This is a genomic window from Cellvibrio sp. QJXJ, from assembly GCF_024452345.1.
In the GTDB taxonomy this organism is placed as follows: Bacteria; Pseudomonadota; Gammaproteobacteria; order Pseudomonadales; family Cellvibrionaceae; genus Cellvibrio.
Genome location: NZ_CP101662.1, coordinates 864,900 through 879,097, shown reverse-complemented (window position 1 = coordinate 879,097; position 14,198 = coordinate 864,900). Strand labels below are relative to the sequence as shown.

At 49.1% G+C, this 14,198-nt stretch carries 11 protein-coding genes; 4 read left to right on the top strand and 7 right to left on the bottom strand.

Annotation, left to right across the window (positions count from 1 at the left end):
* Positions 1-4: 4 nt before the first annotated feature.
* From NNX04_RS03810 to NNX04_RS03780, 6 genes are all read right to left on the bottom strand, one after another.
* Positions 5-3,400, bottom strand: coding sequence for a HEAT repeat domain-containing protein (locus NNX04_RS03810; RefSeq protein WP_261947566.1), 3,396 nt, complete (start codon positions 3,398-3,400; stop codon positions 5-7).
* 221 nt (positions 3,401-3,621) lie between these two features.
* Positions 3,622-4,986 carry a multicopper oxidase family protein gene (locus NNX04_RS03805; RefSeq protein ID WP_261947565.1) on the bottom strand — a complete coding sequence of 455 codons (1,365 nt, stop codon included), beginning with the start codon at positions 4,984-4,986 and terminating at the stop codon, positions 3,622-3,624.
* The gene (locus NNX04_RS03795; protein WP_315973074.1) at positions 4,979-6,523 is read right to left on the bottom strand and encodes a TolC family protein; all 1,545 of its coding nucleotides are present in this window, start codon (positions 6,521-6,523) and stop codon (positions 4,979-4,981) included. The genes NNX04_RS03805 and NNX04_RS03795 overlap by 8 nt, the downstream gene beginning before the upstream one ends.
* A 35-nt stretch (positions 6,524-6,558) precedes the next feature.
* Complete coding sequence (gene cueR / locus NNX04_RS03790) at positions 6,559-7,029, bottom strand: Cu(I)-responsive transcriptional regulator (protein ID WP_261947564.1); 471 nt, start codon at positions 7,027-7,029, stop codon at positions 6,559-6,561.
* Between the two features lie 2 nt (positions 7,030-7,031).
* Positions 7,032-9,302 carry a heavy metal translocating P-type ATPase gene (locus NNX04_RS03785; RefSeq protein ID WP_261947563.1) on the bottom strand — a complete coding sequence of 757 codons (2,271 nt, stop codon included), beginning with the start codon at positions 9,300-9,302 and terminating at the stop codon, positions 7,032-7,034.
* Between the two features lie 11 nt (positions 9,303-9,313).
* Positions 9,314-9,520 carry a heavy-metal-associated domain-containing protein gene (locus NNX04_RS03780; protein ID WP_040391709.1) on the bottom strand — a complete coding sequence of 69 codons (207 nt, stop codon included), beginning with the start codon at positions 9,518-9,520 and terminating at the stop codon, positions 9,314-9,316.
* A 147-nt stretch (positions 9,521-9,667) separates the two neighbouring features.
* Between NNX04_RS03780 and NNX04_RS03775 the strand changes: the two genes are divergently transcribed.
* The 4 genes from NNX04_RS03775 to NNX04_RS03760 all read left to right on the top strand — a co-directional run bounded on the left by NNX04_RS03775 (position 9,668) and on the right by NNX04_RS03760 (position 13,248).
* Positions 9,668-10,648: an HPP family protein gene (locus NNX04_RS03775; RefSeq protein ID WP_261947562.1), complete on the top strand. Its 981-nt coding sequence runs from the start codon at positions 9,668-9,670 to the stop codon at positions 10,646-10,648.
* Positions 10,649-10,826: 178 nt separating this feature from the next.
* A complete protein-coding gene (locus NNX04_RS03770; protein WP_151057744.1) occupies positions 10,827-11,630 on the top strand; it encodes a peptidylprolyl isomerase in 804 nt (267 codons plus the stop codon).
* Between the two features lie 23 nt (positions 11,631-11,653).
* Positions 11,654-12,034, top strand: coding sequence for a hypothetical protein (locus NNX04_RS03765; RefSeq protein WP_191966433.1), 381 nt, complete (start codon positions 11,654-11,656; stop codon positions 12,032-12,034).
* Positions 12,035-12,243: 209 nt separating this feature from the next.
* Positions 12,244-13,248 carry a right-handed parallel beta-helix repeat-containing protein gene (locus NNX04_RS03760; RefSeq protein ID WP_151057746.1) on the top strand — a complete coding sequence of 335 codons (1,005 nt, stop codon included), beginning with the start codon at positions 12,244-12,246 and terminating at the stop codon, positions 13,246-13,248.
* A gap of 184 nt (positions 13,249-13,432) precedes the next feature.
* On the opposite strand, the gene NNX04_RS03755 is transcribed toward NNX04_RS03760, so the two are convergent.
* Complete coding sequence (locus tag NNX04_RS03755) at positions 13,433-14,122, bottom strand: response regulator (protein WP_007641264.1); 690 nt, start codon at positions 14,120-14,122, stop codon at positions 13,433-13,435.
* Between the last annotated feature and the right edge of the window lie 76 nt (positions 14,123-14,198).

The window sequence follows — 14,198 nt, the reverse complement described above, 5'->3', positions numbered from 1 at the left end:
GAAATTAATGCCCTTCCTGTACCTCCTCAGTGAGTGTAGACAGGTAGGCCACCACATCGCGAATCTCATCCGCTTTTAACAACATACCCATGGGTGGCATACCGGATACCGGGCCGAAACCTGGTGCCACACGTGCACCCGGGTCAACCAACGCTTGCAGTAATTGTTCGCGTGACAGGGTTTTGGCAATGGTCGTTAAGTTCGGGCCGACATTGGCGCCGCGAGTTCCCACCATATGGCAGCGCACACATTGTGCGGTATTGCTGTAGCGGAAAATATTCATGCCTTTTTCTGCATCACCGCCGTACAAAGATTCGCGGAACATATCCAGTGGGTTGGTTTTGTCTTTGCTGTTTTGGTAAGTGGTGAGCAGTTCGGTTAATTCCGGTGCTTTAATTTTTTCCACAGCTGTAATTAATTCCAGCTGCACTTCCGGTGCAATTTTTCCGGCGATCAGCTGGGTCATTTGATCTTTAAATACCACAACCGCTTCCGGTGCTTCTACATTGACCAGCGACAGGAGTGCTGCTTGCTGTTCACCGGTGGTGCCGTTTTTCAACAACAGGCTGTGCATTTCCACCACTTGTTGTACCGGTAAATCCAGCTCGGGAACCATGGCCAGTGCCGCCATGCGTACACTTTGGTCTTTATCTTTCATGGCGACAAAAACCAGATCCCCGATATTATCGACCGAGAATTTTTTCAGTGTGTGTAGCGCGGCGATACGTGCTTCAGGTGCAGGATCTTTGCTTAGTTGGGTAACCAAATTATTTTTGGCTGCGCGGATATTTAAACCGGCAATTGCATGCACAGTGGCTTCGCGCACCTCTGCGTCACTGTCCGCCAGGAGATTGTTGTAGTTAGCACTCAGTGCTGCAATTGCTTCACTTTCCGGGTGTTTTACGGCGCCGCGATAAGCACCGGTCACACGGTCATAGGCGGAGGTTTCACCCCAGCTTGCCAAGGCATGGATCGCTTCGGCGCGCAGAACACCGGCCATTTTTTGCTGTGACGCAAAACGAATTAAACGTTCAGCATTGTCGGCGGTAGTGTTGGTTGCACTTTTGGCATAAACGTTCGCGTTGATGACACGACGTAATAATTGCTCGTTGGTAAACGTGGGTTTATCCAAATAAGCTGCCAGGGCGGGCAGGGCGTCGGTCACTAAAGTGTCATCGCTAATGGCGCGTGCGGCATTAGTCACGACGTATTCGCTCTTGTCATTAAGAAAAGCGGCGAGGGTAGGGCTGGCCATTTGTTTTAATGCAACCACGGCAGCAATACGTACAGCTTCCGATGAGTGTGTTGCCAATTCACCAAGCGCCGCATCATCACCAATACGTGCCAGGGCGATGGCACCGGCTTGTCGCAAATACACATCTTCATCCTTGTTGGCCGCGAGCATAGCAACTATAGGCGCGATAGCAGTTTTATCGCCAATGCGACCCAAGGCTTGTGCCGCATAAAGTTGCGCGCGTGGATTTTCATCGCTCAACAACGGCAATAATGATTCAGTGGCCGGTGCGTGATTGGCATCGCCCAATACTTTGGCGGCTTGCGCGCGCATTTCACTGTTGGCATCTTTTAATAAAGCAATCAACACGGCATCGACACTGGCATCTTTACGCAATAATTGCCCAAGGCCCCAAATGGCATGGATGCGCGCAAATTCGTCTGTTGCGGTTTGCGCTTGGGTTTCCAACACGCTGCGCTCGTTTTTATCGACCAAAATAAATTGCGCTTTTTGACGCACGCGCATGTCTACATGGCTTAACAATGTTGCTAAATCGTCGGCGCTACGTTGGCGTAAATCTTCTGCAAGTAGCGCTTGGGTTTCGGTGCGGATTGCATTGCCTGCGGTGTCCGGTGTATCCAATTTCCATACACGGCCTTTTTGTTTTAAACCCCAACCTTCAATCCAGTCGCTCATGTACATGGCACCGTCCGGGCCGAAATCCAAACCGGTCGCGAGTACACCGCGGAAAATATTTTCATCCTTATCCAATTCAAAACTGGCGCCTTTGGGTTTCAGGGTAAACGCATTAATACCGGCGCGTGCCGCTGAACCGACAAACTCCACCACAAAGAAGTGATCTTTCCACTTATCGTTAAACGCGGTGCCGGGGTTATAGGTCATACCGGTGGGGCCTGCGTAATAAGGCGCGACTGGTGGAAGAATATGCGCGGCCTGGTCTTTAAAGCGCGGGGTGTAATAGTTTTCATCCATCCAGGGTTTGTAGCTGTTGTTTTTAGGGTCTTTGTATTTACCCAGCTGCCAGTTAATACGCCAGCCGGTGTCGGACCCTTCAATCAAATGCACTACACGCTCATATTCACCGACGTGATCGCCGTCGTTATCCACGCTGATAAAGTTGCCGTATTTGTCGAACGAAAATTCATAAATATTGCGCAGACCGTGGGCAAAGACTTCGAAATTACTGCCGTCCGGTTCGCTGCGCACAATCACGCCTTGATCCTGATAATCCCAGGTTTTACCTGTAGCATCGGTAACAACCGTACCGACATCGCCCATGCTGTAATACATTTTTCCGTCTGGCCCCATCATCGCGCCGGACATACCATGGCCACTAAAACCAATGTGCACGGCAAAACCATGGGCGAGGGATTTTTTCTCGTCCATCTGGCCATCGCCATTGGTGTCTTTCAGCTTCCAGAAATCAGGTGCGATGTTGACAAATAATTCATCCAACAAATCGCTGTAATACATACCACCGATCACATCGGTGACTTCCGTATTAAAACCTTCCACCACGGTTTGCGCAAAATCGGCTTTGCCACTGCCGGACGTATCTTCCAGGCGAACAACCGACTCTTTCATGACCGTCAAGTCGCGCCAGTCATGGCTGCCATCTTTGTTGCGATCAGGAATGCGTTTGTTTTGTGCACTTTTTTCCGGTGCCAATTCTGCTTTGAGGAATGCACGGCGGTCTTCAATATTTCTAAACGCAACGGAAGGGTGCTCCCAGTCGGCATAGCCACGAATATCAAATTCAGAATTGTTACTGCGTTGGGTGATGCCCGCCCAAATGCGGCCTTTGTCATCCACATGGATGGCCACGGTATCGCCCATTAATTTTTCAGAGGCCCAGAGTTCGCCAGTAATGCCATCTGCAAGTTTTAATTCCACTTGCGACTCAATGGTCGCGGCGGTTTTTTTGGCGTCTTCGGGGGTGATGCGGGTAATGTTCAACGCAACACTGCTAACGGCGCTGCTGCTGTGCGCGCTGTTGTCTGTTGTTGTATTGGTGGTTTTGTCGCCGCAGCCGGTTAGTAATACCAGTGCTGCTATGGAGGTTGTGAACCAGACGGCTGGTTTCATTGAGCTTTGTGACCGATAAAGATAATGCGAAAAAGGAATACCGAGTGGGCGTTTTTTCATGAGTCTCTCACGCTGGTTCTGATTATGAAAAAGGGTTAAGTGTATTGGATCGACGTTCGTCTATTTGTAGTTATAGTCAGGCAGGATTATAGGGGAGTGACGCCCCCAAGGCAGTCTGAATTGACGTATGTAGACATTTATTAACACTTCACCAGCAAATAAAAAAACCTCTGTGTCACCAGCGGTGACACAGAGGTTCGGTAATACGCGTTGATAAGTTTTTAAGTGGGAATATCGCTGGGCACCTTATCCACTTTTTTGGCTTGGGTGCCTGCGGGTGGCAGGTACATATCCGCTTGCTCACCTAGTGCGTCGCGCACGCGAATCATGGAAAACATACCGCCCATTTCCAGTTTGCCGTAGCGGCCTTCGCCCATCATCATCGGCAAGGTATTTTCCGGGCCGGGCATATGTCCCATGTCCACATGTTCCTGATGCTCAGCCATGCCATGCTCGCCCATCGCCATATAACCCGGCAGCACTTTATTAATTTGTGCGCTGGGTTGTTTTACGCCGAGCATATTGGGCACATCGTGGCCCATGGCATTCATAGTGTGATGACTCATGTGGCAGTGAAACGCCCAATCACCCGGTACGCCAACAAATTCAATATCGCGGGTTTGACCCACACCCACAATTTCAGTCACCTCACTGCGCCATTGGTTTTCTGGCCAGCGGCCACCATCAGAACCAGTCACTGTAAATTGCACACCGTGTAAATGAATCGGGTGATTCCACATAGATAAATTACCGATGCGAATACGAATGCGTTCACCGGTTTGGCCGACCATGGATTCAATCGCCGGAAACACTTTGCTGTTCATCGTCCACAAATTAAATTCCGTCATGACGCTTGGGTCGGGTCTATAGGTGCCCGGGTGTACCGCCCAGTTATGCAACAGCACGACATAATCGCGATCCACTTCGGGCTTGGTGATTTCTTTGGGGTGAATAATAAACATGCCCATCATGCCGGTGGCGAGCTGCACCATTTCGTCCGCATGTGGGTGATACATATGGGTGCCGTGTTGTTGTAGGGTGAATTCATAGACAAATGTTTCGCCCGGTTTAATCGGCGCTTGGGTTAAACCACTTACCCCATCCATGCCCCAGGGCAATAAAATACCGTGCCAGTGGATGCTGGTATGCTCGGGCAATTTATTGGTGACATAAATTCGCACCTGGTCGCCTTCAACTGCTTCAATCGTTGGTCCTGGTGTGCTGCCGTTGTAACCCCAAGCTTTGATTTTTGAACCCGGCGCAAATTCGTGCTCAATTTCTTCGGCGATTAAATGAAATTCTTTTACGCCATTGTTCATGCGATAGGGTAGGGTGCGGCCATTAGGCGTGATTACCGGGCGATAGCCCAGTGCCGTTAATTCTGGTTTTTGTGTGCTGACGGCAGGAATATCTTTGGTGCTTTTGCGTACTACTTTTTTTGTAGATTGATGCTGTGAGTGGTCCACTTTGGGCTCTGCCGGTGTTGGCATTTGATGTTGGGAGTGATCCACTTGCGCCTGTAAGGGCAAACTCGCGGCCACCAAACCGGCGGCGCTGCCGAGCAGTAAATTGCGGCGATTAATCATGTTGATGCTCCTGCTCTTCGCTGGTGTTTTTATCTGAGTGGTCGCTGTGAGATTGATGACTGGAATGATCCATTTCTGCATGGTTCATTGTTGAGTGATCCATTTTGGAATGATCCATCTCTGAATGGTTCATCTTTGAATGATCCATTTTGGAATGATCCATTTTGGAATGATTCATTTGCGAGTGATCTGGTTTTCCAGTGGAAATAGGCAATGTTTTGCCGATGGATAATTCCAATTGGCTGCGCGCCAGCCAATAATTTTTTAACTCTTTGGTGTAGTCGTGGGCCAATTGGATTTCATTGCGTTTAATCTCCAATAGTTCAAACGGGCTGGTGAGCATAAAATTGACTTCGCGCTGAGCGAGCGCGGTACGTTTTTCCGCCACCTGTAAACTCTGTGTGATTAACGCCAGCTGTGTTTGTGCAGTTTCGAGGGCCAGCAGCGCTTGTGCTATTTCCACATCCGCCGCCAATTCATGCTGTTGTAATTTGGCTTGCAGTTGTGCGACTTGCGCATCCAAAGCCGCCAATTTTCCTTGGTTGCGATTAAAAATTGGCAATGCAAATTCCACTTCCGGGCCGATATTTTTTCCGCCATCCGCCTCTCGCTCCGCATTAATACCCACACTAATATCGCGCCAGCCATTTTCTCTTGCTAGCAATGTACGGCGTTTGCTGGCCAGCGTTAATTGTTGCTGAATAATTTTATTATCCAACCTATGGCTATTGGCCTCAGCCATTAACTGATCTCGGGCAAATGTTTCCGGTTGCAGTACGGGCAATTGTGTAGGCAAGGTGAGTGCGTTGGTGCTGGGTAGGCCGATAAAATTGAGTAAAGTTAATCGTGCATTTTTTGCCGCTAATTGGCGTTGATTAAATTGTTGTTGCACGCGGCGCAATTCATTGTCGTAATACAAAAATTGGTTTTCTGCCATATTGCCCGCACGATAGAGGCTGAGCGCCAGTTGCATTTGCGCTTTGGCTGCGTCTAATACTTGGGTTTGGATCTGTAAATGCTGGGCGGCAGCGAGAGCGCTGTAATAGTGCGATTGGGTTTGCACTACTAATTCCTGCAACTCAGCTTGCAGTTGCAATTGTGCACGCAGCAGATTGTCTTGCGCTAATTGACGGCGCAGCGGGCGAGTAAATAATTCCAGCAGAGGTTGACTTAATCCCGTTTCTAATTGCCAGCGCCCACCACCTTCAGGGCGCATGGCACCGATGGAAATATGTGGGTTACTAATTAATTCGGCTTGGAGTTGTTGTGCATCGGCAATACCTAATTGTGCAAGCTGCATACGCACTTGTGGCGAATGACTTAACAGTAGTTGTATGGCATCGGTTAGTTGCAAGGGTTCTTTTGTTGAAGAACTCACTGTGTGATCCGCGTCTAAACTAGCACCGGGAAAGTTTTGCTCAAGCGCGGTTTGCACGGGCATTAATGAGTTTTGGGGTGCTGTGCTGCTACAGGCGCTGATTAATAAACTACTGGCGAGTAGTAATAGCAGCGCGATTTTTTTTAAGTTTGGATTCATCTTTTCACCTTATGACTTTCTCATTTTTTAGCACGTTACTGTTGCTGTTGCGCCTGTTGATGGCAACAAGAAAGGCCATCTAAAATTGGGCAGTCGGGACGGTCATCGCCCTGGCAGCGATTCGCTAAATCGCTCAGCGCGTTACGCATTTGTTGCAGCGCGTGAATACGTTCATCCATTTCATCAATATGTTCCATCGCCAGTTTTTTTACATCGGCACTGCTGCGTGCTTCGTCTTTCCACAGGCTGGACAGCTGGGCGATTTGTTTCATGGAGAAGCCTAAATCCCGCGCGCTTTTAATAAAACGCAACAGGTGAATCTCCCGCGTTTGATAAACTCGGTAATTCGCTTGCGTGCGATCGGTGGGTGTGATTAAGCCGAGCGTTTCATAATGACGAATCATTTTTGCACTGACACCAGTCAGTTTTGCGGCATCGCCAATGGTATGCAAACCCTGCGCGTGTGCACTTGCCAATTCCAGGTTTGATGAATTGATTTGATACATAGTTATTTGCCCTTTTGGTGGCCGCTAATCGGTGCTTGCCAATTGCGCAGACGCAAGGCGTTAGTCACTACAAATACACTGGACAGCGCCATAGCGCCCGCTGCAAGCATGGGAGATAACAGCACTCCAAATGCAGGGTAGGCAATACCGGCGGCGAGTGGAATTAACGCCACATTGTAAGCAAAAGCCCAAAATAAATTTTGCTTAATGTTACGCATAGTGGCACGCGCCAGCGCAATACTTTTGGGTACGCCTTCAATATCGCCGCTCACCAAAATCAGATCGGCGCTTTCAATGGCGATGTCGGTTCCGGTACCAATCGCCAGCCCCAGGTCCGCTTCGGCAAGCGCTGGCGCATCGTTAATACCATCGCCCACATAGGCGATAGCGCCATGCTCGCTGCGCAATTGTTTTACCGCGGAAACTTTTTGATCGGGCAATACTTCGGCGATCACCACATCTATATTTAATTGTTTAGCAATCACTTCGGCGGTGCGGCGGTTGTCACCGGTAATCATCGCCACTTTAAAACCAAGTGCATGCAATGCGCTTAACGCCCCAGCGGTGCCGGGTTTAATGGTGTCGGCCAGTGCCATCACGGCGGCAATTTGATTATTAACGGCAACATAAATTGGCGTTTTGCCGTCGCTGGCTAATTGCTGGGCCTTGGTACTGAATACCGCCAGATCAATCTCGAGTTTTTCAAACAAGCGATCAGCACCAATATAAATTTCATTGCCAGACACTTGTGCTTTTAATCCGTAACCGGCCATCGCCTCAAAGGATTCCAGCGTGCCGAGCGTTACTTTTTCGGTGGCGGCTGCGGTTACCAACGCTGTTGCTATCGGGTGTTCCGAGTGTTGTTCTGCCGCTGCAACCAGCGCCAGCACGGCATTTTTTTCAAACCCGTAAGCGACGATAAAATCTGTCAATTGTGGTTGGCCCATCGTTAGAGTGCCGGTTTTATCAAAGGCGATAGTTTTTACTTCGGCGAGGGATTGCAGCGCCGCACCGCGACGAAATAACAAACCAAGGTTCGCGGCGCGGCCGGTGCCCACCATAATCGAAGTGGGTGTAGCTAAACCCATAGCACAAGGGCAGGCGATAATCAGTACCGCCACGGCATTCACCAGTGCAAAACCGAGCGCGGGCTCGGGGCCAAAAAACATCCAAACGATAAACGTGAGCAGCGCCACTAGCATCACCGCCGGCACAAACCAGCGGGTGATTTGATCCACCAATGCTTGAATTGGCAGTTTTGAACCCTGTGCCGCTTCCACCAGCTGGATAATTTGCGCCAGCATGGTGTCCTTACCGGTTTTGGTGACGCGGTACTGGAAGGAGCCGGTGCTATTGAGTGTGCCGCCAATCACTTCGGCGCCTGCAATTTTACTCACCGGCATAGGTTCACCGGTCATCATGGATTCATCCACAAAGGAACTGCCTTCGGTCACTGTGCCATCCAGCGGGATACGTTCGCCGGGGCGTACGAGCAAGGTGTCGCCGGGTTGGATGAGATCTATCGCCAGCGTTTGTTGCGCGCCATCCACCATACGTGTTGCGGTGTGCGGTTGAAGTTTTACCAGTTGGGCAATGGCATCGCTGGTGCGGCCACGAGCGCGGGCCTCCAATAATCGCCCCAGCAAAATCAGGGTGACAATCACGGCGGCGGCTTCAAAGTAAACATTCACCGTACCGGCGGGCAGGGCGGCTGGAATGAAGGTGGCAACCAGCGAGTAGCCCCACGCGGCCAAGCTGCCTACGGCGACCAGCGAGTTCATATCTGGCGCCATGCGTATCAAGGCAGGTAAACCTTTGAGGTAAAACACACGGCCGGGGCCGAACATCACCAAGGTGGTTAAAACGGCCTGGATTATCCAATTCCACTGCCCAAGGTTGGCCATTAACCAATGGTGCAGGGCGGGAATAAGGTGGCTGCCCATCTCCATCACAAATACCGGCAAGGTGAGCAAGAGCGCCAGCTGGAACTGGTGGGTTAATTGCTGGTGTTCCTGCTCACGGCGGTCGGCACTGTCGCCGGCATCTTCATCTTGCGCCAGTTTTGCGTTGTATCCTGCCTGTTCTACTTTTTCCACCAGGGTGTTTAGCGCCACTGGGTGGGTAAGTGTAAGGTGCGCTCGTTCGGTGGCGAGGTTGACACTGACGCTGTTCACCCCTTCAACTCTACTCAGTGCGCGCTCAACGTGGGCAACACAGGAGGCACATGTCATACCTTCAACTGCCAGATCTAACTCGCTTGATGAGTTACTCATGATAGGCCTCTCTATTTTTCGCTAAAGGGTTGAGCCGGATAACCGGCCTCCGCAAAAATCCCGAGTAATTGCTCATTACTCAATGTTGATTCGACCCGCACCTGACGAATCGGCGGGAACGTTTTAACGACGGCATTGGCATCAACTGCTTGTAAGGCGCGTGTAATCGCGTTAGCGCAGCCTTGGCAAGTCATGTTTTCTACGTGAAATAACTGCATGGTGGTCTCCTGATAATCTGTTAGTGAGATCAGGTTAAGGCTTACCATCATGGGAAGGTCAAGCATTCTATTGAGTTTAGGCTTATTTGCAGTTAGCGCTATAAACCTCTAGCATTCTGCGCTTTTCTGGTGCATGGAGTATCCCCTGTGAGTATCAAACACTGGTTTCATGAAGCCCGCTTACTGCTCGGTATAGAGCGCAGCACCACTCGTCACGGTGAAAAACTGATTTCCGGGTTGGGCGCTTTTCTCGGCATTCTGGCGGTTTACTGGGGTACACGCTGGTGTTTCCCGGATGGTTTTATGCACACCGCGGGCACTCTGATTATGGTGACTTCTATGGGCGCGACTGCCGTGCTGCTGTTTGCGGTGCCGCAGGGTGCCTTGTCCCAGCCTTGGGCCGTGATTGGTGGCCATGTGCTGTCGGCATTTGTGGGGGTTACTTGTCAGCAGCTAGTGCCGGATCAAACCTGGACACCGGCTTTAGCTGTGGGCTTGGCGGTAGCGGTAATGCACTATGCGCGCTGTATGCATCCTCCCGGCGGCGCCACGGCACTTGCCGCCGTTATTGGCGGGGCAGAAATCTACAAGCTCGAATATTTTTATCTAGTGGCACCCATCCTGATCAATGTGGTCAGCATCATGGCAATGGCTATTGCATTTAATGCTTTTTTCCCTTGGCGTCGCTATCCGGCCCATTTAACCCGTCGGCAAATTGCCAAACCCACAGTTACTGCTGAGCGTCAGTTCGAACTGACCCAGGAAGATTTTTCTGCAGCGATGGAACAGCTGAACTCCTACGTGGATATCACCGCTGAAAATCTCACTCAGTTACTGGAGCTGGCAAAGCAACACGCAGAAAAAAACATCACCCACCCGGAGCAAATTATTCCCGGGCATTTTTACAGCAATGGCAAACTGGGGAACTTATGGAGCGTGCGTCAGGTCGTAGACGCCGCCAACCATGCCAACGCCAATAAAGACCAAGTGATTTTTAAAGTGGTGGCGGGGGCGGGCGGTTATGCCACCGGGATTTGCTTGCGCAGCGAATTTCGCCAATGGGCGCGCTATGAAGTTATTCCTCAGCCTAATGGCCACTGGAAAAAGCTGACCGATGACGATGTATAAATCCCATCAAACACATGAAGAGTCTGCGTTAACTATTACAATTTCCAACAAATTTAGGGTGTGTACCCAGAGTAGTACAGGATAAGATGCCGTCATCCTAACTGGGTGTAACCACGTCCACTTAGCTATAAAAATTAATTATTTTCATTATTTATTTTGTCATCGAGGTTTATCGACCATGCGTTTCAATTCCATTGCAGTTGCACCTTCCACCTTGCTTAAACACACCATTGCCGCTGTTTGCCTGAGCGCTGGTGTATTGATGAGTCAATTAGCAGCCGCTACTACAGTTCAATTTCAAACTGTGATGGGTGATTTTGAAGTTAACCTTTATGACAAAACCACACCTAAAACCGTCGCCAACTTTTTGGCCTATGTGAATGCTAATGCCTATGCAAATACGGTTATTCATCGCTCAGTAAGCGGGTTTATTGTGCAGGGCGGTGGTTTTAAATATGTCACCACAGATAAGTTGGAAGCAATCACAAAAAATGCTGCAGTGGAAAATGAACCTGTGTATTCCAACGTGCGTGCGACCATTTCTATGGCAAAAACGCCTAACAACGCTAACAGTGCGACAAACCAATGGTTTATCAACCTGGCCGACAATTCATCCAATCTTGACAGACAAAATGGTGGCTTTACTGCATTCGGCGAAGTGACCAGTGGCATGGATGTCGTGCTCGCCATCGCAGGTGTAACTCGTTTCAACTTTAATTCCGACTTTACTGAGCTTCCTTTGCGTAATTATTCTGCTGATGATTACAAAGCGAAAAAACCGGTAAGCGACCAAAATTTTGTAATGATCGAAAATGTCGTCGTGTTAAATGCGGACCCGGATACTGCAACCAGCCTTAATCCACCTAAAAACACCCTCATAACAGAAAAGGATGATGGCGGTAGCGGCAGCTTGGGTTTACTTTCCCTGCTTGCACTGGGTTTGCTTGCGCTGGGCCGTAAAACCCTGTTGAATAAGGCTTAACTTATCAACAAGAGGGATGCAGTGTGATTACATACTTGTATTGGATAACGGTTATTGCCGTTGCTGTTTTTGTTTTCTGGGGAATCGGCCGCTACTTTAAATGGAAAGCGGGCGCCATTGGCGGGCTGACAATACTGATCATCGGCTGGGGGATGTATTTCTTCCACTATGAGCAGCACTTTGTAAAGAACTTTGGTGGCGTGATGTCGATTGACGTTCCCAAGGGTCAAATGCACATGGCGGCAACCTGGAAAGACGATAACCTGTGGATCGAAAACTACGACCCGGCAACTAATACCTGTATTTTTAGTGAATATTCAAAGGGTAGTTTGTTGGAAGGTCGGGTAACGATTAAAAACTGTAATCCACTGATGCCAAAAGCAGAAGCACCTGCCGCTGAGTAATTCACCGCGCTAATAAATGAAACACAAAAGGGGCCTTGCGCCCCTTTTGTGTTTCCAGAATACACAGTCTTATCACCGATGAACTGGGCGCCAAGCATAATTAGATTTTTTTAAAATATAAGCCACAGTTTTTCTTGCGAGAGAGTGTTTTAGCACTAGCCTTCAAGCATGAGGAGTGTAAATTCTCCTGTTGTTATAGAGGGTAAACTATGAGTTTTATTCATAGCATGCGGCAGTCTCTGATCTTGTTTTTATTGATTCTTGCAAACAGTGCTCCAGCAGCATTTGCAGCGCAAACGGTCACTGAAAAAACCTGCACGGCAATCCAAAATGCAATCAATAAATTGCCTTCGGCTGGCGGTGAGGTGTTGTTGACCAGCGGCACTTATACCTGCACCCATCCCATCGTGCTCGATAAAAGTCACGTCACCTTACGTGGTCGTGGTACCGCAACAGTACTACGCCTGGCTGATGGAATTAACGCACCTGTCATTGTGATGGGGCAAACTGAAAACGTTCCGAGCAGATCAATTCATTTTGTGAGCGTTAGCGATTTAATGATTGATGGTAATAGAGCAAACCAATCATCAGAATGTATGGGTGGCCCCTGCAGTGACCAGTTTCCTTTGCGCAATAACGGCATAAGCATTCGCCGCTGTATTGATTGCAGTGTGCAGTCGGTAGTCGTTTTTGGTGCTATGTCGGGCGGCTTGGTGACAGAACTCGGTTGTCGCCGTTTGCGAATTCGCGATTACACCTCTTATGACAATGAATTTGATGGCTTGGCAGGCTACGAAACCGAAGACAGTAGTTTTTCCGGTATTTACCTTTACAACAATCAAGCTGCTGGGATATCTACCGATATCAAATTCAACAATAATAAATTTTTTGATGTCACTATCACTAACAATAAAACGGTCGGCATTTTTATGCGTGATTCATTGGATAATTCGTTTACCAATTTGCATATAAGCGACAGTGTGCAGCATGGAATTTTTCTGGCACAAGTAAACCATGACCCGACGACAGGTGCGACTGGCAATACATTTACCGGTGTAGTGATTAGTCGCTCCGGAGGGGCTGGCATGATCGCGAACGATGCATCCTGTGTAAATAATATGATGGTTGGTGCGCAGTTTATTAATAATCGCCACGGCTGTATCAGTGAGGCATCGTCGGGATTGGTGGAAAACGTTGGAACTATTTGTCGTTAGTAGAAAACTAGCAGTAGATTAAAAATTATTTTTGCAAGCTATGGCTTAGCCATCAATGCAATCGCCCTGTGTGTGTAAATGGATGTACGTTGAGTCAGCGCGCGACCCGATTGGTCGCGCGTTTTTTTGCAGAAATTGAGCAAATGAAATTATTTTGGTGGGGATTATTTGAATCAACGGGGGCTTAGTTTTCTACGCTAGGGAGAAAGCGATAGCCAACACCGGGTTCTGTTTCGATATAGCGAGGGTTGGATGGGTCATCACCGAGTTTGGTGCGCAAGCGGGCGATAAAAATACGCAGGTAATGGGTGTCTTCCACATGAGTGCCGCCCCATATTTCGCGCAGCAATTGTTGCTGGGTTACCAAACGTCCAGCGTTATTAATCAAGCGCTTTAATAATTCAAATTCTTTGCGCGATAGCTTGGTAGCCTCTCCATCTACCGTTAATTTACGCTCTTGTAAATCGATCACTACCCGCTCATCCTGAAATGTATGCACACTTTCTACGCTTGGGCCAAAGGCTTTAATCAACCCGCGAATACGGGCCAGCAATTCCTGAATGCCAAAGGGTTTCACTACGTAATCATTGGCGCCAGTATCAAGCGCCTGCACAATTTCAGATTCGCGGTTACGTACAGAGAGCACAATAATTGGCTGGTGGAAAAAGTCGCGCAATTTTTTCAGCACTACCTGACCATCCAGATCGGGCAACCCCATATCCAGAATAATCAAATCCGGGCCAATTTCAGCCGCCAATGCCAAACCTTGGCGCCCCGTATCGGCCTCAAGAATAGTATAGCCTTGGGCGGTGAGGCCGATTTGTAAAAAGCGACGAATTTGCGGTTCATCGTCGATAATCAATATTTTACTCATGATGGCTCCATTGCAGTGAGGCAAAGTATAAACAGCACTGCGCTGAATCAGTGTTATATCGCTGTTAAATTTAGCG